Source organism: Amycolatopsis sp. NPDC058278 (assembly GCF_042881395.1).
In the GTDB taxonomy this organism is placed as follows: domain Bacteria; phylum Actinomycetota; class Actinomycetes; order Mycobacteriales; family Pseudonocardiaceae; genus Amycolatopsis.
In genome coordinates this window covers 66,946-88,767 of record NZ_JBHVXZ010000006.1, presented here as the reverse complement: position 1 = coordinate 88,767, position 21,822 = coordinate 66,946, and the positions used below count along the sequence as shown (strand labels likewise).

Genomic DNA, 21,822 nt, shown 5'->3' with positions numbered 1-21,822 from the left:
GTGGGGCCATGGCCGATCCCGAGCTCGTCCGATACACCCTAGACAACGGTCTGCGCGTGGTTCTCGCCCCCGACGCGACCGCGCCGGTGGTCGGCGTCAGCGTGCACTACGACGTGGGTTTCCGTTCCGAGCCGGAGGGGCGCACCGGTTTCGCCCACCTCTTCGAGCACCTGATGTTCCAGGGCTCCGAGAGCCTGGAGAAACTCGCGCACTTCCGGCACGTGCAGTCCAGCGGCGGGACCTTCAACGGGTCCACCCACCCGGACTACACCGACTACTTCGAAGTGCTCCCGAGCGCCGCGCTCGAGCGCGCGCTGTTCCTCGAAGCCGACCGGATGCGCGCGCCCAAGCTGACGGCGGAGAACCTGGCGAACCAGATCGACGTCGTCAAGGAGGAGATCCGGCTCAACGTGCTGAACCGGCCCTACGGCGGGTTCCCGTGGATCACCCTGCCGCCGGTGCTGTACTCGACGTTCCCCAACGCGCACAACGGCTACGGCGGCTTCGAGGACCTCGAAAGCGCCACGGTCGAGGACTGCGCGGCGTTCTTCGACACCTACTACTCGCCGGCGAACGCCGTGCTCACGGTGGCGGGCGACTTCGAGCCGGACAACGCCAAGAAGCTGATCGAGGACCACTTCGGCGACGTCCCGCACCGGCCGGCGCCGCAGCGACCGTCCTTCGCCGAGCCGCTGCCGACCACCGAGCTGCACGGTGAGATCGAAGACGCGCACGCCCCGCTGCCCGCGCTCGGCATCGGCTACCGGATGCCGGACCCGATCAACGACGTCGACAGCTACCTGGCCTACCTCGTGCTGGCCGGCGTGCTCACCGACGGCGACGGCTCGCGCCTGCAGCAGCGGCTGGTGCACCGCGAGCCCCTGGTCGTGGACATCGGCGCCGGCGCCGGGCTGTTCGGCCCGTTCGAGGCCCGCGACCCGGACACGTTCACCATCACCCTGATCCACCCGCACGAGGTGTCCCGCGAGCGCGTGCTCGCCGCGCTCGACGACGAGCTGGAGAAGCTCGCCGAGACCCCGCCGAGCGAGGAAGAGCTGCGCAAGGTCACCGCCCGCTGGGCGGCGAGCCTGCACTCGGAGCACGACCGGCTGGTCTCCCGGACCCTGGCCCTCGGCTCGTTCGAACTGCTCTACGGCGACGCGTCACTGGTGTACCGGCTCGCGGACCGGATGTCCGCCGTCACCTCGGAAGCCGTGTCGGCGGCGGCGAAGGCGCTGCGCCCGGACGCGCGCGCCGTGCTGGTGGTCAAGCCCGCTTCGGAAGGGAACAACGAGCAGTGACTTCAGCAACGCACCGCAGCGCCGACGAGATCGGCCGCACCGCGCGGGGGCCGCGGCCGCTGCCGCCGCTCGGCGAGCAGCGGGCCGCCGCCGATCTGTCCCATGTGGACACGACGCTGGCGAACGGCCTGCGCGTGGTGGCCGTGCGCAAGGCGACCGTGCCGATGGTCGAGGCGCGGCTGTGGATCCCGTTCGCGGGTGACGACGCGCTGCACCCGGCGATCGCCGAGGTGCTCGCCGAGACGATCCTGACCGGCACCGCCCGCCGCAACCGCATCGAGATCGACGCCGAGCTGGCGCTCATCGGCGGCGACATCGGCGCCGGCGTCGACCCGGAGCGGCTGGTGCTCACCGGGTCCGCGCTGGCCGACAAGCTGCCGACGTTCCTCGACGTCCTCGGCGACGTCCTCACCGGGGCGACCTACGCCGACGACGAGATCGCCCGCGAGAAGGAGCGGCTGGTCGAGCGGATCGCCGTCTCGCGCACCCAGCCGCGCACGATCGCGCGGGAGGCCCTGCAGAAGCACCGCTACGGCGACCACCCGGCAACGCGTGAGGTCCCGCGCGCCGAAGACGTCGCCGTCGTGACGCCGGAGCAGGTGCGGGCGCTGCACCAGGCGTCGGTGCTGCCGCGGGGTTCGGTCATGGTGCTGGTCGGCGACCTCGACCCGGCCGGGGTGCTCGGCGAGCTGGAGAAGGTGCTCGGCGGCTGGGCGTCGGACCGCTCCGCCGTGCGGCTGCCGCCGCTGCCCGACCTCACCGGGCCGAACGTGCTGCTGGTGCCGCGCGCCGGTGCGGTGCAGTCGCAGATCCGGCTTTCGGCGCAGACGCTTCCGCGCACGGACCCGGGGTACGCGGCGCTGCAGCTGGCGAACCTGGCCTACGGCGGGTACTTCTCGTCGCGGCTGGTCGAGAACATCCGCGAGAACAAGGGCTACACCTACTCCGCGCACTCGGGGTTCGAGTTCACCGACGGCACCGCGGTGGTCAACGTCGACGCGGACACCGCGACCGACGCGACGGCCCCGGCGCTGCTGGAGACGCGCTACGAACTGGGCCGCCTCGGCCAGGTCCCGCCGTCCGGCGACGAGCTGGAGTCGGTGCGGCAGTACGCGATCGGCTCGCTGCTGACCTCGACGTCGTCGCAGGCCGGGCTGGCCGGCCAGGTGCTGGCGCTGGCTTCGACCGGGCTCGGCCTGGAGTGGCTGACCGAGCACCCGGCGCGGGTGGCGGCGGTGACGGCCGACGAGGTGGCCGAAGCGGCGCTGAAGTACTTCGCGCCCAAGCGGTTCACGGGCGTGGTGGTCGGCGACGCGGCGGTGCTGGAGCGCAAGCTCCTGGCGCTCGGCGACGTCGTCGTGGGCGAGCCGGCCTGATGTCCGTCCCGTTCACCCTCGGTGCCCTGCCGACCCTGTCCCGGTCCACTGTGGACCGCCAGGAAGACTTGCGCACCAACCCGTCGCGGCTGGTGTCGCGGTGGGCCGACGCCCGGGTCGTCCTCCTGGACGACGCCGGGCGCACCCCGGTGGTCGAAGGCGCGTCGGCGTTGGCGTTCCGGAAGGCCGTCGACTTCGGAGCTTCGCCGCCCGCGGACGCGGTGTTCCTCGGCGAGTGGCAGGACGTCGACTACTGGTCGCTGCCGGGCGGGCCGTCCGGCGAGGCCGACACGGTGAAGATGGCGGGCAGCTGGGGGTTCGTGGAGGAGGTCCCGCGCGCGGACGGCGAGGTCTGGGTCGAGCTGCGCGGGTACGGCGACCTGCTGGACGACACGTCGGCCGGGCTGTTCACGACGGCACAGGCGTTGCGCTTCTGGCGTCGCCAGGCGAAGTTCTGCACGCGCTGCGGCAGCGCGACGGAGCTGATCCAGTTCGGCTGGGCCAGCAAGTGCACCGGCTGCGGGCGCGAGGAGTACCCCCGCACGGACCCGGCGGTGATCTGCCTGGTCCATTCCACGGAGGGCGTGAACGGCTCCCACGTGCTGCTGGCCCGCCAGCCGATCTGGCCGGCGGGCCGCTATTCGGTGCTGGCGGGCTTCGTGGAGGCGGGGGAGTCCCTCGAGGCGTGCGTGGTCCGCGAGATCCGCGAAGAGGTGGGCGCGGTCGTCTCGGACGTGCGGTACCTGGGCAGCCAGCCGTGGCCGTTCCCCCGGTCGATCATGCTGGGCTTCACGGCCCGGGCGGACCGGTTCGCGCCGCTGGTGCCGGCGGACGGCGAGATCGAAGAGGCGCTGTGGGTGTCGCGCGAGGAGGTGCGCGCGGCGTTCGAGAACAGTTCGGTGCGGGGTGAGGGTTCGAAGCCGACCCCGATCGCCGATGGGGCGGCGGAGATCATCCTGCCGGGGAACTCGTCGATCGCCCGCGTGATGCTCAAGGCCTGGGCGGACGCGGAGGAGTAACCGCCCGAACACGAACTGCGACAAGAACGGCCCCGGCGACTCGCCGGGGCCGTTTTCGTTGCGCCCTGTGCACATTACGGCCAGGTGGCCTACTGCCCGCCCAAGCGTTACCCGGCCGTTTCGCGAGACCGTTGACGGCTGTGCCGCGGCTCACTACAGTCCCCGGAAACCGTCTGTAAAGTATCCTAATTAAGTCCGGAGGAACGAGTGCGAGCCGGTAGCCCGCGGATGCTGCGCGAGATCAACGATCGCGCCGCCATCGAGGTCCTCCTGCGGGAGGGGCCGCTCACGCGGGCCGAACTCGAGCTCGCCATCGGGCTCTCCAAGCCCGCCACCGCCCAGCTGCTCACCCGGCTCGAACTGGACGACCTCGTCGTCAAGGCCGGCGTGCGGGGTGGTGGCCGCGGGCCGCGGGCCCAGCTCTGGGCGGCCAACGGTGGCCTCGCCTTCGTCGCCGCCGTCGACCTCACGCCGCACGTGGCCGACTTCGTCGTCGCGGACGTCGCCGGGGTCGTGCTCGCCGAATACCGGACGCCGCTGCCCGTGCACGCGGGTGCCGACGTCGTCGGGACCTTCGGTGAAGCCCTCAAAAAGGTCGCCGAAGAGGCCGGCATCAAGCGGGAAGACCTGGCCCACGTCGTGATCGGCGCGCAGGGGGCGTTCGATCCGCGGACCGGCCTGCTCTCCTCCGCGCCGCACATCCCCGGCTGGCTGGGCTTCGACGTCCCGCAGAAGCTCAGCGACGAACTCGGCGTCGACGTCCTCATCGAAAACGACGTCAACCTGGTCGCCGTCGAGGAGATGACCGTCGGGCAGGCCCAGGACGTCGACGACTTCGTCATGGTCTGGCTGTCCGAGGGCGTCGGCGGCGCCGTCGTGATCGGACGGCGGCTGCTGCGCGGCGCCACCGGCGGGGGCGGCGAGATCGACTGGATGCGCGTGCCCGACCCCGCCACCGTGGACACCGGCGACGTCTGGCCCGAGGCCGGCGCCCGCTTCGGCAACCTGGTCGACTCGCCCGCCATTTGCCGCCTCGCCGCCGCCCACGGCATCGAAGCCGGAACCGCCTGGGAAGCAGTGGAGAAAGCCGGGAAAGGCCACCCCTTCCTCGACGATCTCGCCCGAAGGGTCGCCGGCGGCGTCGCCAACCTCGTCGCCGTCGCCGACCCGCAGCTCGTGCTCCTCTGCGGCGACACCAGCCGGGCCGGCGGGGAGGACTTCGCCGCGCTCGTCCAGGAAAAGCTGCACGAACTCGTCCTGCCGCGCACGCCCGTCGGCTGCGCTTCCGTGCAGGGCAACGCCGTTCGCGCGGGCGCGCTGCAGTCGGCGCTCGCCACCACCCGTGAGGACGTCTTCGGCGTCGTCACCCCCACGCTCCTCGGGTCGCGCAGGCCCGAGGGCGACAGCACCCGTCCCCGACCGAGTAGCCCCAACCGATGAGGAGGAGGGCCATGCCCCCGACCACCCGGACCCGCCGCGGCGCCCTGCTGGTGGCCGCCGCCGCGGCGTCCGTCCTGCTGACCAGCGCCTGTTCCGGCGCCGCCGCCCCGAGCGGCGGCGACGCGGCCGCCGCGCCCGGCAAGGACGACAAGCTCACGATCACCGTGTACTCCAAGTTCACCGACCGCGAGTACGGCGTGGTCACCGCGGGCCTCAACAAGCTCAAGGCGAAGTTCCCGAACATCGAGATCAAGCACGAGGGCAACCAGGACGACGACAAGCTCACCCAGTCGATCCGCGGCGGCAACCCGCCCGACGTCGCGATCTCCTTCTACACCGACAACCTCGGCGCCTGGTGCTCCACCGGCAGCTTCCAGGACCTCAAGCCCTACATCGAGCGCGACAAGATCGACCTGACCCAGATCCCGGACGCGGTCCGCAACTACACCGAGTACCAGGGCAAGCGGTGCGCGATGCCGATGCTCGCCGACGTCTACGGGCTCTACTACAACAAGGACATGTTCGCGGCGAAGGGCATCACCTCGCCGCCGAAGACCACCTCGGAACTGTTCGAGGCGACCAAGAAGCTCACCGAGTTCAACCCGGACGGCTCGATCAAGGTCGCCGGCTTCCTGCCCTCGATGCCGTTCTACGCCAACCAGGCCCAGTACTGGGCGCCGAACTTCGGCGCGCCGTTCCTCGGCCCGGACGGCAAGTCCGACCTCGCCACCAACCCCGGCTGGAAGGCGATGTTCGAGTTCCAGAAGCAGCTCATCGACTTCTACGGCGGGCACGAGAAGGTCGAGCAGTTCAAGGCCGGTCTCGGTGACGAGTACTCCGCCGACCACGGCTTCCACAAGAAGAAGCTGGCGATGATCTACGACGGCGAGTTCCGCACCGCCTTCCTCAAGGACCAGGCGCCGGACGTCAACTACGGCACCGCGCCCGCGCCGGTGCTCGACACCATGGCCGACCACTACGGCGGCGGCTTCACCACCGGCACGATCATCGCGATCCCCAAGGGCGCCAAGAACCCCGGTGCCGCGTGGGAGCTGATCAAGCAGGTCACCCTGGACACCGACACCCTGGTGGACATGGCGAACGGCCTGAAGAACGTGCCCAGCACCAAGGCGTCGCTGACCTCGCCGAAGCTGGACCTGCAGCCGCAGTTCAAGACGTTCCTCGACATCTACGACAGCGGCAAGCTGGTGGCCAACCAGACCACCCCGATCGGCGACGCGCACCTCAAGGCGGTCAACGACTTCGCCGAGAAGTGGCAGGCCGGTTCGGTGCCCGATCTGACCGAGGGCCTGAAGAAGGTGGACGCGCAGATCGACGACGAACTGAAGCAGAAGGGCGCGGGCGGATGACCTCCACCGCTGTTCCGGTGAAATCCCAGGGTTCCCCGTCCGCGCCGAGCAAGGCGCGGGCGGGGGCCCGCCGGGCCAAGCGCCGCCGGACCGTTCTGTTCTTCATGGCCCCGGCCTTCCTCGGGTTCCTGATCTTCTTCGGCTACCCGCTGATCGCCACGGTCTACTACTCCTTCACCCGCTACGACCTGATCAACCCGCCGCAGTTCATCGGGTTCGACAACTACATCCGGATGTTCACCACCGAGCCGCTGGTCGGCACGGCCGCGTACAACACGCTGTGGCTGGTGGTCGTCCTGACGGTCTGCCGGGTGACGTTCTCCCTCGGCATCGCGTCGGTGATCTCGCGGCTCAAGTCGGGCGTCGGCCTGGTCCGGACGCTCTGCTACCTGCCGACGCTCGCCCCGCCCGCGGCGGCCACGTTGGCGTTCGTCTTCGTGTTCAACCCGGAGTTCGGCCCGGTCAACCGGTTCCTGCGGCTCGTCGGCATCGACGGCGGGCTCTGGTTCAACAGCCCGGCGATGTCGAAGCCCGCGCTGACGCTGCTCGCGCTGTGGGGCTCCGGCGAGCTGATGATCATCATCCTGGCCGCGCTGCTGGACGTCCCCACCGAGCAGTACGAGGCCGCCGAGCTCGACGGCGCCGGCGCGGTGCGCAAGTTCTGGCACGTCACGCTGCCGTCGATCTCGCCGGTACTGCTGTTCGGCGTGGTCAACTCGATCATCTACGCGCTGCAGTTCTTCACCCAGGCGATCGTCGCGTCCTCCGCGAGCGCGGGCACCGCCGACGTTGCCGGCAACTCGAAGCTCATCGGGGCACCGCAGAACTCGACGCTGACGTACCCGATCTGGCTGTACGTCCAGGGCTTCCGCTACTTCAACATGGGCTACGCGGCCGCGATGGCTGTCCTGTTGTTCATCGTGAGCTCGGGCTTCACGTGGATTCTCGTGCGGCAGCTGCGGAAGTCCCAGCACCAGGAGGAGGGGGCATGACCGCACTGGCCGAAGCGCCGCAGAAAGCGGCGGGCGTGCCGCCGAGGGTCAAGTTCAAGCGGAATTGGGACAAGCGGCTGTCCTTCATCGCCACCCACGCCATCGGCATCGCGCTCGGCGTGATCTTCATGCTGCCGCTGCTGTTCGTGTTCCTCACCGCGGTGATGAAGAGCGACCAGGCGATGACGGCGAGCCTGTGGCCGAGCGAATGGCACTTCGAGAACTTCGTCAAGGTGTTCCAGAAGGCGCCATTGCTCGAATACTTCGGCAACAGCCTGCTGTATTCGGCCTTGGCGACGGTGGGCGCGCTGCTCTCGGCGATCCCGGCGGCGTACGCACTGGCGAAACTGCGGTGGCGCGGGCAGAACCTGTTCTTCATGCTGACCGTGGCGGCGATGCTGCTGCCGCCGCAGGTCACCGTCGTCCCGCTGTACGACCTGTGGGTCCGGATGGGCCTCACCGGCACGCTGGTTCCGCTGATCGTGCCGTACTTCTTCTTCGACGCGTTCTCGATCTTCCTGCTCCGGCAGTTCTTCCTCACCATTCCGAAGGACTACCTCGAAGCGGCGAAGATCGACGGCTGCAACGAGTTCCAGGCGATGTACCGCGTGCTCATCCCGATGGCCAAGCCCGGGATCGCGGCCACCGCCATGTTCTGCTTCCTGTTCACCTGGAACGACTACTTCGGGCCGCTGCTCTACACCGGCGAGAACCAGGACCACTGGCCGCTTTCCCTGGCCATCGCGTCCTTCCGCGGCATGCACCACGTCGAGTGGAACATGACGATGGCGGCGACCGCGCTGATCATGGCGCCGGTGATCGTGCTGTTCGTGTTCGCGCAGAAGTCGTTCGTCAAGGGCATCACATTCACGGGAGTCAAGGGATGAAGCTGGCAGTCGTCGGTGGCGGGTCCACCTACACGCCGGAACTGATCGACGGGATCGCCGGCCGCCGGTCCACTTTGGACGTCGACGAGATCGTGCTGGTCGACCCGGACGCCTACCGCGTCGAGGCCGTCGGCGGGTTCAGCAGGCGGATCCTCGGCCACGCCGGTCACCCGGCCCAGGTCCGGACCACGCAGTCGCTGGAAGAAGGCGTGGACGGTGCTTCCGCCGTGCTGATCCAGCTGCGCGTCGGCGGGCAGCGGGCGCGGCGCTCGGACGAGACGTTCCCGCACGCCTGCGGCTGCGTCGGCCAGGAGACGACCGGCGCGGGCGGCCTCGCGAAGGCGCTGCGCACGGTGCCGGTGGTGCTGGACATCGCCGACCGCGTCCGCAAGATCGCCGGCGACGACACGTGGATCGTCAACTTCACCAACCCCGTCGGCATCGTCACCCGCGCCCTGCTCGACGAGGGGCACCGCGCGGTGGGGCTGTGCAACGTCGCCATCAACCTGCAGCGCCAGTTCGGGAAGCTCCTGGGCGTCGGCGCGGACGACGTCAAGCTCGTCCACACCGGACTGAACCACCTGAGCTGGGAACGCGGGGCGCTCGTCGACGGCGTCGACCGGCTGCCGGAGCTGCTGGAGCAGCACCTGGACTACCTGTCCAACGAGGTCAGCGTGCCCCGGAAGTGGCTGCGGCGGATGAACGTCGTGCCGTCGTACTACCTGAAGTACTTCTACGCGCACGACGAGCAGGTCACCAAGCAGCGCACCGAGCGGCCGCGCGCGGACGTCGTCTCCGACGTCGAGGAAGAGCTGCTGAAGATCTACCTCGACCCGGAGCGGAACACCAAGCCGGAGTCCCTGGAGAAGCGCGGTGGGGCGTACTACTCCGAGGCGGCCGTGCAGCTGGTGCACGCGCTGACCGCGGGCGGGCCGGCCGAGGAGCACGTGGTGAACGTCCGGAACGACGGCACCTTCCCGTTCCTGCCGGACGACGCCGTCATCGAGTCGCGGTCCCTTGTGGACTCTTCCGGTGCCACGCCGATCGCGCAGCCGCCGGTGGAACCGCAGTTCTCCGGGCTCATCGCGGCCACGACGGCGTACGAGTTCCTGGCTTTGGAAGCGGCGCTGAAGGGCGGCCGCGACCGCGTGGCGGACGCGCTGCTGGCGCACCCGCTGGTCGGCCAGTACACGAAGGCCGACACCCTCGCCGATTCGCTGGTCCAGATCAATCGCGAGTACCTGCCGTGGGCGCGCGGATGAGGCCAGCTGTCATTGCCATCGACGGCGGCAACAGCAAGACCGAGGTCCTGGTGATCTCGGAAGACGGCGTGGTGCTGGGGTCGTCCCGCGGCCCCGGCGCGTCGCCGCAGAACATCGGCGTCGCCGGTTGCGTTGCGGCGCTGGAAGAACTGGTGCTCGAGGCCTACCCCGCGTTCGGGACGCGGCCGGAAGCGGTCCACACCTCCGCGTACCTGGCCGGGCTCGACTTCCCCCGGGAGGAAGAGGCGCTGCACGCGGCCCTCGCGGCGCGGGGCTGGAGCGACACCCTGACCGTCGGCAACGACACCCTCGCGCTGCTTCGGGCGGGCAGCGCGGGGGTGGGCGTGGCGGTCGTCTGCGGCGCCGGGATCAACGGCGCGGGCGTCGGCCCCGACGGCCGCGTGCACCGCTTTCCCGCGCTGGGCAAGATCTCCGGCGACTGGGGTGGCGGCTACCGGCTCGGCGAGGAGGCGCTGTGGTGGGCGGTGCGCGCCGAGGACGGCCGCGGTCCGCGGACGGCCCTGATGCCGGCGGTGGCGGCCTACTTCGGGAAGCCGGCGCTGCTGGACGTCGTGCAGGGCCTGCACTTCGAGGAGATCGACCCGGCGTCGATCCACGGCCTGTGCCCGCTGCTGTTCGAAGTCGCGGCGGCGGGGGACGAGGTCGCCCAGGACATCGTGACGCGGTTCGTCGAGGAGGTCAGCGTCTTCGCGGCGGTGATCCTGCGCGAGCTGGACCTGACCGCGGACGCCCCGGAGATCGTCCTCGGCGGCGGCGTGCTGACCGGCGTCGGCACCCCGGTGATCGCGGAAATCGAAAAGCGGTGCCTGAAGGTGGCGCCGCGCGCGGTGGTCCGCGTGGTCGACGTCAACCCCGTGGTCGGGGCGGCGTTGTTCGGACTCGACACGCTGGGGGCGCCGGAGGCCGCGAAGGCGGCGCTCAAGGCGGCGACCCAGCGCGTCTGAAGACTCTGGCGGGACCGGCCTCGAAGCGGCGCGAGGCCGGTCCCGCCAGACCCCGTCACGGCGCCGGGACGATGGTTTCGCCGGTCTCCAGCAGGGACTTGAGGTCCGACAGGATCCACGCCCAGCCGCCGCCCGCGTTCTCGTTCGGGGGCGCGTCCAGCCGCTCGTGCGCCCCGCTGACCATCGCGGCCATCGTGGGGGCGCCGGTGACGTCGTGGGTCACGGTCAGCCGGGTGCCCGCGGTCTTGGACTCCTCGATCTCGTAGGTGAGCGTCGTGTAGGGCTCGTCGGCCACGTCCTCCGGGGCCATCAGCAGCTTCCAGGTGATGACCAGTTTCCGCGGCGGGTCCACTTCCAGGACCTCGCCGTCGACGACGTCGCCGGTCATCCCGGCGTCGATGAAGGCCTGGGTCGGGCGGGTGCGGTGCTTGCCGCCGGGCCGTAGGTCGAAGTCGACCAGTCCGGTGTAGCCGTACTTCTGCGTCCACTCGGGCTTGGTGATGGCGTCCCAGATGCGCTCCGGGGACGCCTTGATGTAGACGCGGTAGACCTGCACGGTGTTCGTCATGGTTCGTCGCCTTCCAGCTCGTTCTTGAGGTCGAGGAGCGCGGTGACCCGGCGCTCGGTGTACTTGTCGATCCACCGGTCGTGGATCTGGCGGATCGGGACGGGGTTGAGGAAGTGCCGCTTCTCGCGGCCTTCCTTGCGTGCGACGACGAGGCCGGCCTCTTCCAGGAGCTTCAGGTGCTTCATGACGCCGAAGCGGGTCATCTCCACCTGGGTCTCCAGCTCGGTGAGCGTGCGGCCGTCACGCTCGAAGAGCAGGTCGAGCAGGAACCGGCGGGTCGGATCCGCCAGCGCCTTGAACACCAGGTCGTCGTCGGGCACTCAGCGAGGATAGGTGACCAAAAGGTCACATGTCAACGGACGCGAAAAGGCCGTCACCCCGGCTCGGGGTGACGGCCTGGTGTTCGCGCGGTGGCTAGACGATCAGCGACAGCGGCAGGATCAGCGCGATGGCGACCACCGAGATGAGCGTCTCCATCACTGACCAGCTCTTCAGCGTCTGGCCGACCGAGAGCCCGAAGTACTCCTTGACCAGCCAGAACCCGGCGTCGTTGACGTGCGAGAAGAACAGCGACCCGGCGCCGATCGCCAGCACCAGCAGGGCGCTCTGCGATGGGTCCATGTCCGCCGCCAGCGGTGCCACGATGCCCGCCGCGGACACGGTCGCGACCGTCGCCGAGCCGGTCGCCAGCCGGATCGCCACCGCGACCAGCCAGCCGAGCAGCAGCGGGGACAGGTTCGCGTCCTTGGCCAGGCCGGTGATGACGTCGCCGACGCCGGCGTCGACCAGGGTCTGCTTGAACCCGCCACCCGCGCCGACGATGAGGATGATCCCGGCGATCGGACCGAGCGAGTCACCGACCACAGTGGACAGCCTGTCCCGGCCGAGCCCGGCCGGGCGGCCGAGCAGCACCATGCCCACCAGGACCGCCGCGAGCAGCGCGATCAGCGGGTCGCCGACGAAGTCGAGGATCTTGCGGGCCTGGCTGTCCTTGGCCAGCAGGATGTCCGACAGCGCTTTCGCCAGCATCAGCACGACCGGCAGCAGTACCGTCGTCAGGGTCGCGGCGAAGCTCGGACGCGGCTTGTCGGTGTCGGCGCGTTCCGGGACGAGCCGTTCGGGGGCGACGGCGTCCGGCACCAGCCGGGCCGCGAGCTTGCCGAACAGCGGGCCCGCGACGACCAGCGTGGGGATGCCGACGAGCAGGCCGAACGCCAGCGTGATGCCGACGTTCGCGTTCAGCGCGCCGGCCGCGGCCAGCGGACCCGGGTGCGGCGGGACCAGCCCGTGCAGCACCGAAAGCCCGGCCACCGCCGGAATGCCCAGCAGCATCAACGGCTTCCCGGTGCGTTTGACCGCGAGCAGCACCACCGGGATCAGCATGACGAGCCCGATCTCGAAGAACATCGGCAGCCCGATCAGCGCGGCCACCAGCGCCATCGCCCACGGGAGCGCGCCGCCGCGGGCCCGGCCGAGCACGGTGTCGACGATCTGGTCGGCGCCGCCGGAGTCGGCCAGCAGCTTGCCGAGCATCGCGCCGAGGGCGATCAGGATGCCGACGGACGCGACCGTGCTGCCGACGCCGGCGGAGAACTTCTTGATCACGTCGGCGACCGGCATCCCGGCGGTCAGGCCGAGCAGGAGCGAGCCGAGGACCAGCGACAGGAACGGGTGCAGCTTCACCTTCGTGATCAGCACGACGATGACGGCGATCGCGACGACGGTCGCGCTGATCAGGCGCGTGTCGTGGCCGGTCCAGCCGGCGGCGAGGACGGCGTTCACGCGTGCTCCCGGAAGGCGGTCAGCGCGGCTTCGGTGATCTCTTCCGGAGTGCCCCCGGTGTTGTCGAAGACGGCCCCGGCCTCGTCCGGCTCCAGGGGCTCGAGGTCGGCGAGCTGCGAGTCCAGCAGCGACACCGGCATGAAGTGACCGGTGCGGGTCTTCATCCGCTCGGCCAGCTGCGCGCGGTCGCCGTGCAGGTGCGCGAACCAGACGTCGCCGCCGGTGCGCAGGACGTCGCGGTACCGGCGCTTGAGCGCGGACGACGTCACGACGCCGCCGGAGCCCTCGTGTTCGCGGATCCAGCCGGCGATGGCCTCGAGCCAGGGCGCGCGGTCCTCGTCGGTCAGCGGCGTGCCGGCGGTCATCTTGTCGATGTTGGCCTTCGGGTGGAACGTGTCCGCTTCCGCGTACTCGACACCGAGGGCCTCGGCGAGCGCCGTGCCGATCGTCGTCTTCCCGGAGCCTGACACCCCCATCACCACGATGACGGTCATCCGCACCTCCCACTTCGTTGTGTCCAGGTGAGTGAAACTCAAAAGTACTACTTATTCAAGATGAAGTACTACTTAATCGAATCAGACGTATAGCCTTCGGCCGTGAGACACGAGCAGGTGCTGGATGCCCTCGGCGCGGCGATCGCGAACGGATCCCTGGTCCCGGGCACCGTGCTGCGCTCCGAAGACCTTCAAGAACGCTTCGGCGCTTCGCGGACCGTGGCCCGCGAGGTCGTCCGCGTGCTGGAGACGATGCAGCTGACCACCAGCAAGCGCCGGGTCGGGGTGATCGTCCGCGAGCCCGCGGCGTGGAACCACTACGACCCGCGCCTGATCCGCTGGCAGCTCGACGGCCCGGCCCGCCCGGCGGCCCTGGCCACGCTGAACGAGCTGCGGTCGGCGATCGAGCCGTGCGCGGCGCGGTACGCGGCCCTGCGCGCGACGCCGGAGGAGCGCGGCCGCCTGGGCGCGCTGGGGGAGCGGCTGGCGCGGACGGCGCGGGCGCGTGACCTCTCGGCGTTCCTCGGCTTCGACATCGCTTTCCACGACCTGGTGCTCACCGCCTCCCGGAACCCGATGTTCGGGCAGCTGTCGGAGGTCGTCGCGGAGGTGCTCACCGGGCGGACCGGGCACGGCCTGATGCCACCGGAGCCGCAGCCCGAGGCCGTGGCGCTGCACGCCGAGGTGGCCGCGGCGGTGGCCGCCGGGGACGCGGACCGGGCGGAACGGGCGATGCGCGACATCGTCGTCCAGGCCCGTGACGAGATCGCCGCCCTGGTGGCGGAGGGGCCTTCCGAGGTCGAGTAGCCTCGTCGGGAACTGGACTTTCTTTCCGCCGGGGGGCACGGGTGAGCGCGGCGCGCGCGATCGGACTGGTGTTGGGCGTGGCGGCCGACGGCGCCCTCGGCGATCCCCGCCGCCGCCTCCCGGTGACGGCGTTCCGCCGGCTTCCGCACCGTTCGGGCGTCCTGGTCGCGGCCGCGGCGGTGGTCGCCGGGGCGGCGCTGGAGCGAGCGGGCCGGGGCCGCCCGGTGCTGCAGGCGTCGGCGACGGCGGTGACGACGTGGGCGGTCCTCGGCGCGGCGGGCTTGGCCCAGCAGGGCACGGAACTGGCCCGCGACCTGGAGGAGTGCCGCTTCGAGCCGGCGCGCGCGACACTGTCCCAACTGGACCCCCGGGTGGCCGACGGCCTGGGCGCGATCGCGCTGTCCCGTGCCTCGGTGGAGACGCTGGCGGAGAACACGTCCGACGCAGTGGTGGCCCCGCTGGTGTGGGGCGCGCTGGCGGGCGTGCCGGGCTTGCTGGGCGCACGGGCGGTGAGCTTGCTGCGCCGATCGCGCGCGGGTCGTCGCGGCCACTGGGCGGTGGACCGTGCCGACGAGCTGGTCCACCTGCTGCCCACGCGCGTGGCGGCGGCCTTGACGGTGGTGGCGGCCCCGGTGGTCGGCGGATCGGCGGGCGGGGCGTGGCGGGCTTGGCGCCGCGACACGATCGCCCACCCGAGCCCGAACGCCGGCCGTGTGGAGGCGGCGTTCGCCGGCGCGCTGGAGGTCCGCGTCGGGGGCCGGACGGTGTACCCGCACGGGGTGCTGGAGCTGCCGGTGCTGGGGGTGGGCCGGAACCCGGACGCGGGACACGTGACGCGCGCGGTGGAGCTGTCCCGAGTGGTCGGCTGGCTGGCGGGGGCGACCTCGGTGGCGGTCGCCGTGGTGGCGGGCTTCGGGCGCCGGCCGGGCTGAGCTCAGCCTCGGCGGCGCAGCTGAGCCAGCGCCGCCGCATCCAGTGGCCCACCCCGCTCCGCCAGCCGGGCCCCGATCCGTTCCCGGTCTTCCGCCGTCCGGTTCCCGCCGAACTTGAACTTCGCCCGGACCCCCGTGATCGAGAACTCGATGCCGCGGATCCCGGGCAGCAACCGCCGGTCCGGCGCGTCCGGGGCGGCGCTCACCGGCGCCCGCGCCCCGTCCGGCTCGAAGTGCCGCAGCTGCTCGTCCAGCAGCGCCGCCTTCGCCGCCGGATCGTCGACCAGCCGGACGTCGCCTTCGAGCTGCACCGTCGCGTAGTACGAGGTCGGCACGCCGTAGGCCGGGTCCGCGGTCGCGTTCCAGTCCGCGCGGATGTAGGTGTAGTCGCCGATCACGGTCAGCAGGGCTCGCGGGTGCTCCTCCAGCAGCGGCCAGATCGGGTTCGGGCGGGCCAGGTGCGTGACGATCGTGCGGTCGCCGTCGAACGCGAAGTGCGCCGGCGTCACCACCGGCAGGTCGCGGCCCCGGCCGCCGGCGATCAGCTGGCCGAAGTCGTGCCCGGACAGCCACTCCCGCCACTCCGGATCGGAAGCGGCGGCGTCCCACGGGTGGATCAGCATGGCCCGAGTATCACCCGGGCAAGTGGCCTCACCGCATGGCCATTTGCGGCCTACTTCCGATGGCCACTTTCGGCGAGCTCGTCTTCGGCGAGGATCTCCGCGACGGACTTCCGGCGCGAAGGGGCGTCGGACGCGTCCAGCGCCCCGCCCGGCTTCAGTTCGCGGACCGTGAAGTACAGCCAGCCGAGCAGCGCCATCGCGCCGAACGCGATCCACTGCAGGGCGTACGACAGGAACGGCCCCGAGTCCGTCTGCGGCAGCGGCAACGCGCCGAGCACCCCGGGCTGGCCGACGTCGAGCTGGAAGTAGCCCGGCCGGATGTCGAGCCCGCCCGCCCGCGCCACTACCCGGGAGTCGACAACGTAGCTCTGCAGCCGCCCGCCGGTCGAGGCGTCGGCGAACGCGTCGCGGTTCTTCGGGTCGGTCTCGTCCGCCCGCACCCGCGCGGTGACCTGCACGGTCCCGGCCGGCGGCGGCGGGTACGGCGGCGCGGCCGACTTGCTGTCCAGGGGGACGTAACCGCGGTCGATCAGCACGATCGTGCCGTCGGTGGTCCGCATCGGCGTCAGCACTTCGAAGGCACCTTCGCCCTGGACGGTCCGCAGCCGCGCGACGACTTCCTTGTCCGGCAGGTACTGGCCGGTGACGGTGACGAGGTGCCACTCGGTGTACCGGCCGGGCACGCTCCCGGCCGGCAGCAGCTGAGCCAGCGGCACCGGCGCCGCGGTGAACGACGTCTCGAGCGCGGCGTTCTGCTGCTCGCGCTCGGTGTTCCGGCTGAACTGCCACGGCGAGAGCAGCGTGAAGCAGCAGACGGCGAAGGTGAACACCACCGCCGTCAGAGCCAGCCACCCGGGCCGGAGCAGGAACCGCAACCGCACCCCACCACGGTAGCCCGTGCCCCCGGCCGTCCGTCGCGGGCTGTGACCTCTACCCCTGCGAACGCACCCAGTCCAGCAAACCGGGCACCGCGCGCTCGATCATGCCGAGGACGTCTTCGAAGCCGTCGTCGCCGCCGTAGTACGGGTCCGGGACCTCGGCGCCCTCGGGTGCCGACGGGTCGAACGACCGCAGCAGCCGCACCTTCGCCGGGTCCTCGACCCGCGCCCGCAGGAACTCGAGGTGCCCCTCGTCCGCGGCCAGCACCAGATCGGCGGCGAGGTCTTCGCCGGACACTTCGGAAGCGACGTGCGCGGTCGGGTACCCGTGCGCCTTCAGCGTGGCACGGGCGCGCTTGTCGGCGGGCTCACCTGCGTGCCACGGACCGGTCCCGGCGCTGGTCACGCGCACGGAGTCCCCGAGCCCGGCCTCATCGAGCCGGGCCCGGAACACCAGCTCGGCCATCGGGGAGCGGCAGATGTTGCCGGAGCAGACGAAGACGATGTGCGTCACGCGCCGAGGGTAACCATCGGGGTCCGCCTGGTCGCCGGCCCGCCCGCTCGGCCCAGCACGGCGCGGGGCCCTCTCGGCTCGGCGGGCTGCCGCGAAGGGCGACCGGCTTGGCTCGGCCCGGCGCAGGTGGGGTGCGGAGGGCTGCCGCGAAGGGCGACCCGCCTGGCCCGGCGCAGGTGGGGTGCGGAGGGCCCGCGCGGCTCAGCGGGCAGCCGCGCGCCGCCACGGTCGGCTTGGCTCGGCCCAGCTGGGCGCATGGGCGTGAAGACCGCCTGCGTGGTCCGGCGAGCGAAGCCCGCGAAGGCCCAGCGGTAATCCGCCACCCACCAAGCATCCCGCGCGCCGAGGGTAACCACCGCGTTCACCCGGTCACCCGCCCGCTCGGCGGTATCCGCGGCCCGCGGCGCGCACTTAGCGTCGATCGGGCGAGGACGCGAACCGGAAAAGGAGAGCGATCATGCACGGGTGCTGCTCGAAGTGCACCGGCCAGGGCTGCGGCTGCTGCGGCAACTGCAACTGACCGGTCCCGGCGCCCGCGGCGGCCCGGTGCCGCCGGGGCGCCCCCCGACTCCGGATCAGGGGTGGTAGTACTCCGCGATCCGGGTGACCACGTCGCCCTTCGCCGTGATCTTGACCGCGTACAGGCTGTCCGGGGTGGTCGCCAGGAACTCGGCGCGGGTGCACGGGTTGGAACCCGTGCCGTCGAGGCCGACCGCGAGGCCCGCGGCCGCCGACGCGCACCAGCTGCCGACTCCCGTGAAGATCTCCACGTCGCCTGCCAGGACCGCCTTGTGCGCGGTGCCCGGGACCGGTTCGGCGTTGCTGCCGTTCTCCTCGGCCTTGACGAACCGGGCGTCCGTCCACTCCACCCGGCCGTCCGGGTGGATCGCCGTCACGATCCCGTCCGCCGTACCCGCGCCGTCGCCCAGCACGAACACGCCGGTCGCGGCCAGCGCGGTGGCCGCCACGACCGCGGCGATCATCCACTTGGTCCTCGTCACGCCGTACGGGACGCACCGGGGGGCCGCGGGTTGCGCAGGCCGGAGGAGGCGGCTACCCGGCTCGGCCCGGATCCGTCGCGCAGGTCGCCGAGGTCGCTTCGGCGAGGGCGTGCGCGTGCAGGCCGTCGAACCGGTGGACGCCGTCGACGATGCCCGCCGTCACCAGCTGGCGGATCGGGCATGATCGGGCCGTCCGCGCCGGGGTCGTCGCCGCCAGCTCGGTCAGCAGGCCGGTGTTGAGCCCGTCGATCACCGGGCGGATCTGACCGAGGTCGGGGCGGGTCGCCGGCGCCTCCGCCGGGTGCACGTCCCAGCGTGCGTAGAGGCCGCGCTGCACCAGCTTGTTCGCCTCGATCTGGGCGCGGAAGAACCGCACCGCGTCCGCCGGGGCGAGGCCGAGGCCGGGGGCGCGCGCCGCCACCGAGTCGTAGATCTGCTGCTCCCGCACCGGGTCGTCGATCGGGGACGGCGTGCCGTACTTGGCCGCGGCCACCTGGTCGGCGATCGCGACGCGCTGCGCCGCCAGGTCGGTCAGCCGCCACAACGACGTCTCCGACGCCGAAGCGGGGGCCGCGGAGAGCAGGGAGCCGGCGAGGACCGCTGTCACCGTGACGAGCAAGGACCGAAGGCGCATGGCTTCGGACCGTACATGCGAAAATCACCGCGTGCCCGCCATTTCCGAAGTCATCTCCGTGCTGGACCGGGCTTATCCGCCCGAGCTCGCCGAGTCGTGGGACGCCGTCGGCCTCGTCTGCGGCGACCCGGCCGAACCCGTGCACCGGGTGCTGTTCTGCGTCGACCCGGTCGCCGAGACCGTCGACGAAGCCGTCGAACTCGGCGCGCAGCTGATCGTCGCGCACCACCCGCTGCTGCTGCGCGGCGTGCACGGCGTCCCCGCCGACACCGCCAAGGGCGCCCTCGTGCACCGGATGATCCGCGAAGGCATCGCCCTCCACTGCGCGCACACCAACGCCGACTCCGCCGATCCCGGCGTCTCCGACGCGCTCGCGCAGGCGATCGGGCTGCGCGTCACCGGCCCGCTGGAACCGAAGGCCGACGGCGTCACCGGCATCGGCCGCCTCGGCGAACTGCCCGAGCCGGAGCCGTTCGCGGTGTTCGTCCAGCGCGTCGCCGACGCCCTGCCCGCGACCGTGCCCGGCGTGCTGGGCGCGGGCGACGCGGACCGCCCGATCCGGACCGTCGCCGTGTCCGGTGGCGCCGGGGACTCCTACCTGAAGCAGGCCACCGAGGCCGGTGTCGACGCCTTCGTCACCGCGGACCTGCGGCATCACCCCGCCGGCGAGCACCTCGCGGGCCGCGGCCCGGTGCCCGCGCTGGTCGGGCTGACCCACTGGGCCAGCGAGTGGCCCTGGTGCGGGCAAGCCTCGGCGCTCGTGGCGCGGGCCTTTGCGGGTAACGTCGACGTTCACGTCTCCACGCGGCGGACCGACCCGTGGAACGTCCGCGCCGAGCGCACATCGATTTAGAGGAGCACCGTGAAGGCCGAACCCGCCGTGCAGCGCCAGTTGCTCGAGCTCGCCAAGGTGGACGCCGAGCTCTCGCGCACCGCGCACCGCCGCCGCACCCTGCCCGAACTGGCCGAGATCGACGCGGGGGAGAAGACCGCCCGCGAGCGCCGCGACGCGCTCGTGTCCGTGGAGACCGCCGCCTCCGACCTCGACCGCGAGATCGCCCGGCAGGAGAAGGAGATCGAGTCGGTGCGCGCCCGCGAGGACCGCGACCGCAAGCTCCTGGCCTCCGGCTCGGTGAACTCGAAGCAGATGACCGACATCGAGCACGAGTTGCAGTCGCTGGAACGCCGCCAGAGCGCGCTGGAGGACGACCTGCTGGAGCTGATGGAGCAGCGCGAGGCCCTCGGCCTGGACGCGCAGCGCACCGGCGCCGAGGTCGACAAGGCCGAGGCCGAGGTCGCCGCCGCGATCGCACGCCGCGACGAAGCGTTCAAGGACCTCGACACCACCCGCGCGCGGCGCGACGAAGACCGCGTGAAGCTTCTCCCGCGCTTCCCGGAGCCGCTGCTCAAGCTGTACGAGCGCGTCCGCGAGCACAAGGGCATCGGGGCCGCGCTGCTCCGGGCCCGCCGCTGCGGCGCCTGCCAGCTGGAGCTGGACCGCAACACGGTCAACGAAATCAAGGCCGCGCCGGAGGACGACGTCATCCAGTGCGAGAACTGCGGCGCGATCCTGGTCCGGACCCTGGAGTCGGGTCTGTGACGTTGCATGTCGTGGTCGAAGCCGACGGCGGCTCGCGGGGCAACCCGGGTCCCGCCGGCTACGGCGCTGTGGTGAAAGACAGCGATGGCCAGGTCCTCGCCGAGCGCAAGGAAAGTCTCGGCGTCGTCACCAACAACGTCGCCGAGTACAGCGGCTTGATCGCCGGCCTGGCCGCCGCGGCCGAGGTCGGCGCGTCCACTGTGGACGTCCGGATGGACTCGAAGCTCGTGGTGGAGCAGATGTCCGGGCGCTGGAAGATCAAGCACCCGGACATGCAGCCGCTGGCCGAGCGGGCCAAGGAGCTGGCCGCGGGCTTCTCCCGTGTCAAGTACGAGTGGATCCCGCGCGCGCAGAACTCCCACGCCGACCGGCTGGCCAACGAGGCCATGGACGCGGCGACCGGAAAGCCCGCGGCCGGCCGTCCCGGCACCGCCACGGCCGGCCGGGCCAGGCAGGTCGTCCGGCAGACCGCCGTCGGCGGGCCCGCCACGGCCGAACGGGTCTCCGGCCCCCCGGAAGCCGCCGCGAAACCGAAGCTGCCGACCCGGAAACCCGACCGCGCGGCGGTGGCCTGGACCGGCGCCCAGGGCACCCCGACCCGGCTGCTCCTGCTGCGCCACGGCCAGACCGAGATGTCGGCGCTGCGCCGCTACTCCGGCCGCGGCGACGTCCCGCTGACCGAACTGGGCCGGACCCAGGCCGCGGCGGCGGCGAAGCGGCTGGCCGCGATGGAGGGCCTGGTCGTCGACGGTGAGGCCGTCCCGATCATCTCCTCGCCGCTCACCCGGACGAAACAGACCGCGCAGGCGGTCGCCGACGCGCTCGGCGGCCGCGTCGAGACCCACCCCGGCCTGATCGAGACCGACTTCGGCGAGTGGGAAGGCCTGACGTTCGCCGAGGCCGCCGAACGTGACCCCGAGCTGCACGGCTCCTGGCTGGGCGACAGCTCGGTGCCGCCGCCCGGCGGGGAGAGCTTCGATGTCGTGCACCGGCGCGTCCGCAAGGCCCGCGACGAGCTCATCGCCGAGCACGGCGGCAAGACGTTGGTGCTGGTCAGCCACGTGACGCCGATCAAGACGCTGCTCCGGATGGGCCTCGACGCCGGACCCCAGCTGCTGTTCCGGCTGCACCTGGACCTGGCGTCCCTGTCGATCGTCGAGTTCTACCCGGATGGGAACGCGTCGGTCCGCCTCGTCAACGACACCTCGCACCTGGTCTGACCACTGAAAATGTGGGGTGGATCACGCTCGGCACCGACGCGTGGAAGACCCCGGATGGGGTATTGGCTACAGTGTCTCGACCGCGTCGCCGCGGTGTCGGGTCCGGCCTCCGGGTCCAGCAAGGGGGCGCCGGCTCGCGCGTATCCCACCGGCAGAA

23 protein-coding genes are annotated in these 21,822 nt (G+C 71.5%); 14 read left to right on the top strand and 9 right to left on the bottom strand.

Going from position 1 to position 21,822, the window contains the following annotated elements; genetic code table 11:
• Positions 1 to 8: 8 nt before the first annotated feature.
• From ACFVYA_RS04680 to ACFVYA_RS04640, 9 genes are all read left to right on the top strand, one after another.
• Positions 9 to 1,301 (top strand): M16 family metallopeptidase, encoded by a 1,293-nt coding sequence (locus tag ACFVYA_RS04680; RefSeq protein WP_387042403.1) that lies wholly within the window; start codon positions 9 to 11, stop codon positions 1,299 to 1,301.
• Positions 1,298 to 2,677 carry a M16 family metallopeptidase gene (locus tag ACFVYA_RS04675; RefSeq protein WP_387042401.1) on the top strand — a complete coding sequence of 460 codons (1,380 nt, stop codon included), beginning with the start codon at positions 1,298 to 1,300 and terminating at the stop codon, positions 2,675 to 2,677. Before ACFVYA_RS04680 ends, ACFVYA_RS04675 begins: the two co-directional genes overlap by 4 nt.
• Positions 2,677 to 3,696 (top strand): NAD(+) diphosphatase, encoded by a 1,020-nt coding sequence (nudC, locus tag ACFVYA_RS04670; RefSeq protein WP_285988517.1) that lies wholly within the window; start codon positions 2,677 to 2,679, stop codon positions 3,694 to 3,696. The genes ACFVYA_RS04675 and nudC overlap by 1 nt, the downstream gene beginning before the upstream one ends.
• A gap of 228 nt (positions 3,697 to 3,924) precedes the next feature.
• Entirely contained in the window at positions 3,925 to 5,136 is a 1,212-nt protein-coding gene (locus tag ACFVYA_RS04665) for an ROK family transcriptional regulator (RefSeq protein WP_387042548.1), read from the top strand.
• An 11-nt stretch (positions 5,137 to 5,147) separates the two neighbouring features.
• Complete coding sequence (locus ACFVYA_RS04660) at positions 5,148 to 6,506, top strand: extracellular solute-binding protein (RefSeq protein ID WP_285988520.1); 1,359 nt, start codon at positions 5,148 to 5,150, stop codon at positions 6,504 to 6,506.
• On the top strand, positions 6,503 to 7,498 hold the full coding sequence (locus tag ACFVYA_RS04655) for a carbohydrate ABC transporter permease (RefSeq protein WP_285988521.1): 996 nt from the start codon (positions 6,503 to 6,505) through the stop codon (positions 7,496 to 7,498). Before ACFVYA_RS04660 ends, ACFVYA_RS04655 begins: the two co-directional genes overlap by 4 nt.
• Positions 7,495 to 8,385: a carbohydrate ABC transporter permease gene (locus tag ACFVYA_RS04650; protein ID WP_387042396.1), complete on the top strand. Its 891-nt coding sequence runs from the start codon at positions 7,495 to 7,497 to the stop codon at positions 8,383 to 8,385. The genes ACFVYA_RS04655 and ACFVYA_RS04650 overlap by 4 nt, the downstream gene beginning before the upstream one ends.
• On the top strand, positions 8,382 to 9,647 hold the full coding sequence (locus tag ACFVYA_RS04645) for a 6-phospho-beta-glucosidase (RefSeq protein ID WP_387042394.1): 1,266 nt from the start codon (positions 8,382 to 8,384) through the stop codon (positions 9,645 to 9,647). Before ACFVYA_RS04650 ends, ACFVYA_RS04645 begins: the two co-directional genes overlap by 4 nt.
• The gene (locus ACFVYA_RS04640; RefSeq protein ID WP_387042391.1) at positions 9,644 to 10,612 is read left to right on the top strand and encodes an N-acetylglucosamine kinase; all 969 of its coding nucleotides are present in this window, start codon (positions 9,644 to 9,646) and stop codon (positions 10,610 to 10,612) included. The genes ACFVYA_RS04645 and ACFVYA_RS04640 overlap by 4 nt, the downstream gene beginning before the upstream one ends.
• Positions 10,613 to 10,667: 55 nt before the next feature.
• Here ACFVYA_RS04640 and ACFVYA_RS04635 read toward each other — a convergent pair whose 3' ends face one another.
• The 4 genes from ACFVYA_RS04635 to ACFVYA_RS04620 all read right to left on the bottom strand — a co-directional run bounded on the left by ACFVYA_RS04635 (position 10,668) and on the right by ACFVYA_RS04620 (position 13,456).
• Positions 10,668 to 11,180, bottom strand: a complete 513-nt coding sequence (locus ACFVYA_RS04635; protein ID WP_387042388.1) for an SRPBCC domain-containing protein — start codon at positions 11,178 to 11,180, stop codon at positions 10,668 to 10,670.
• Entirely contained in the window at positions 11,177 to 11,500 is a 324-nt protein-coding gene (locus ACFVYA_RS04630; RefSeq protein ID WP_285988526.1) for a helix-turn-helix transcriptional regulator, read from the bottom strand. The genes ACFVYA_RS04635 and ACFVYA_RS04630 overlap by 4 nt, the downstream gene beginning before the upstream one ends.
• Before the next feature lie 94 nt (positions 11,501 to 11,594).
• Positions 11,595 to 12,962: a gluconate:H+ symporter gene (locus ACFVYA_RS04625; protein ID WP_387042384.1), complete on the bottom strand. Its 1,368-nt coding sequence runs from the start codon at positions 12,960 to 12,962 to the stop codon at positions 11,595 to 11,597.
• On the bottom strand, positions 12,959 to 13,456 hold the full coding sequence (locus ACFVYA_RS04620; RefSeq protein ID WP_285988528.1) for a gluconokinase: 498 nt from the start codon (positions 13,454 to 13,456) through the stop codon (positions 12,959 to 12,961). Before ACFVYA_RS04620 ends, ACFVYA_RS04625 begins: the two co-directional genes overlap by 4 nt.
• A gap of 102 nt (positions 13,457 to 13,558) precedes the next feature.
• Between ACFVYA_RS04620 and ACFVYA_RS04615 the strand changes: the two genes are divergently transcribed.
• Positions 13,559 to 14,263, top strand: coding sequence for a FadR/GntR family transcriptional regulator (locus ACFVYA_RS04615; protein WP_285988529.1), 705 nt, complete (start codon positions 13,559 to 13,561; stop codon positions 14,261 to 14,263).
• Positions 14,264 to 14,304: 41 nt separating this feature from the next.
• Positions 14,305 to 15,195 carry a cobalamin biosynthesis protein gene (locus tag ACFVYA_RS04610; protein WP_285988530.1) on the top strand — a complete coding sequence of 297 codons (891 nt, stop codon included), beginning with the start codon at positions 14,305 to 14,307 and terminating at the stop codon, positions 15,193 to 15,195.
• A 2-nt stretch (positions 15,196 to 15,197) separates the two neighbouring features.
• Here ACFVYA_RS04610 and ACFVYA_RS04605 read toward each other — a convergent pair whose 3' ends face one another.
• The 5 genes from ACFVYA_RS04605 to ACFVYA_RS04585 all read right to left on the bottom strand — a co-directional run bounded on the left by ACFVYA_RS04605 (position 15,198) and on the right by ACFVYA_RS04585 (position 18,845).
• Positions 15,198 to 15,818 (bottom strand): FMN-binding negative transcriptional regulator, encoded by a 621-nt coding sequence (locus ACFVYA_RS04605; protein ID WP_285988531.1) that lies wholly within the window; start codon positions 15,816 to 15,818, stop codon positions 15,198 to 15,200.
• 50 nt (positions 15,819 to 15,868) lie between these two features.
• The gene (locus ACFVYA_RS04600) at positions 15,869 to 16,699 is read right to left on the bottom strand and encodes an SURF1 family protein (RefSeq protein ID WP_285988532.1); all 831 of its coding nucleotides are present in this window, start codon (positions 16,697 to 16,699) and stop codon (positions 15,869 to 15,871) included.
• A gap of 49 nt (positions 16,700 to 16,748) precedes the next feature.
• Positions 16,749 to 17,210: a low molecular weight protein-tyrosine-phosphatase gene (locus tag ACFVYA_RS04595; protein WP_285988533.1), complete on the bottom strand. Its 462-nt coding sequence runs from the start codon at positions 17,208 to 17,210 to the stop codon at positions 16,749 to 16,751.
• A 575-nt stretch (positions 17,211 to 17,785) separates the two neighbouring features.
• A complete protein-coding gene (locus ACFVYA_RS04590) occupies positions 17,786 to 18,211 on the bottom strand; it encodes a hypothetical protein (protein ID WP_387042379.1) in 426 nt (141 codons plus the stop codon).
• A gap of 52 nt (positions 18,212 to 18,263) precedes the next feature.
• Positions 18,264 to 18,845, bottom strand: a complete 582-nt coding sequence (locus ACFVYA_RS04585) for a chorismate mutase (RefSeq protein ID WP_387042376.1) — start codon at positions 18,843 to 18,845, stop codon at positions 18,264 to 18,266.
• Between the two features lie 31 nt (positions 18,846 to 18,876).
• Between ACFVYA_RS04585 and ACFVYA_RS04580 the strand changes: the two genes are divergently transcribed.
• Genes ACFVYA_RS04580 through ACFVYA_RS04570 form a run of 3 tightly spaced genes read left to right on the top strand, consistent with a single transcriptional unit; the run spans position 18,877 to position 21,665 of the window.
• Entirely contained in the window at positions 18,877 to 19,698 is an 822-nt protein-coding gene (locus ACFVYA_RS04580) for a Nif3-like dinuclear metal center hexameric protein (RefSeq protein WP_285988536.1), read from the top strand.
• Positions 19,699 to 19,707: 9 nt separating this feature from the next.
• Positions 19,708 to 20,445 (top strand): zinc ribbon domain-containing protein, encoded by a 738-nt coding sequence (locus ACFVYA_RS04575; protein ID WP_387042373.1) that lies wholly within the window; start codon positions 19,708 to 19,710, stop codon positions 20,443 to 20,445.
• Positions 20,442 to 21,665 (top strand): bifunctional RNase H/acid phosphatase, encoded by a 1,224-nt coding sequence (locus ACFVYA_RS04570; RefSeq protein WP_387042370.1) that lies wholly within the window; start codon positions 20,442 to 20,444, stop codon positions 21,663 to 21,665. The genes ACFVYA_RS04575 and ACFVYA_RS04570 overlap by 4 nt, the downstream gene beginning before the upstream one ends.
• Positions 21,666 to 21,822: the final 157 nt, after the last annotated feature.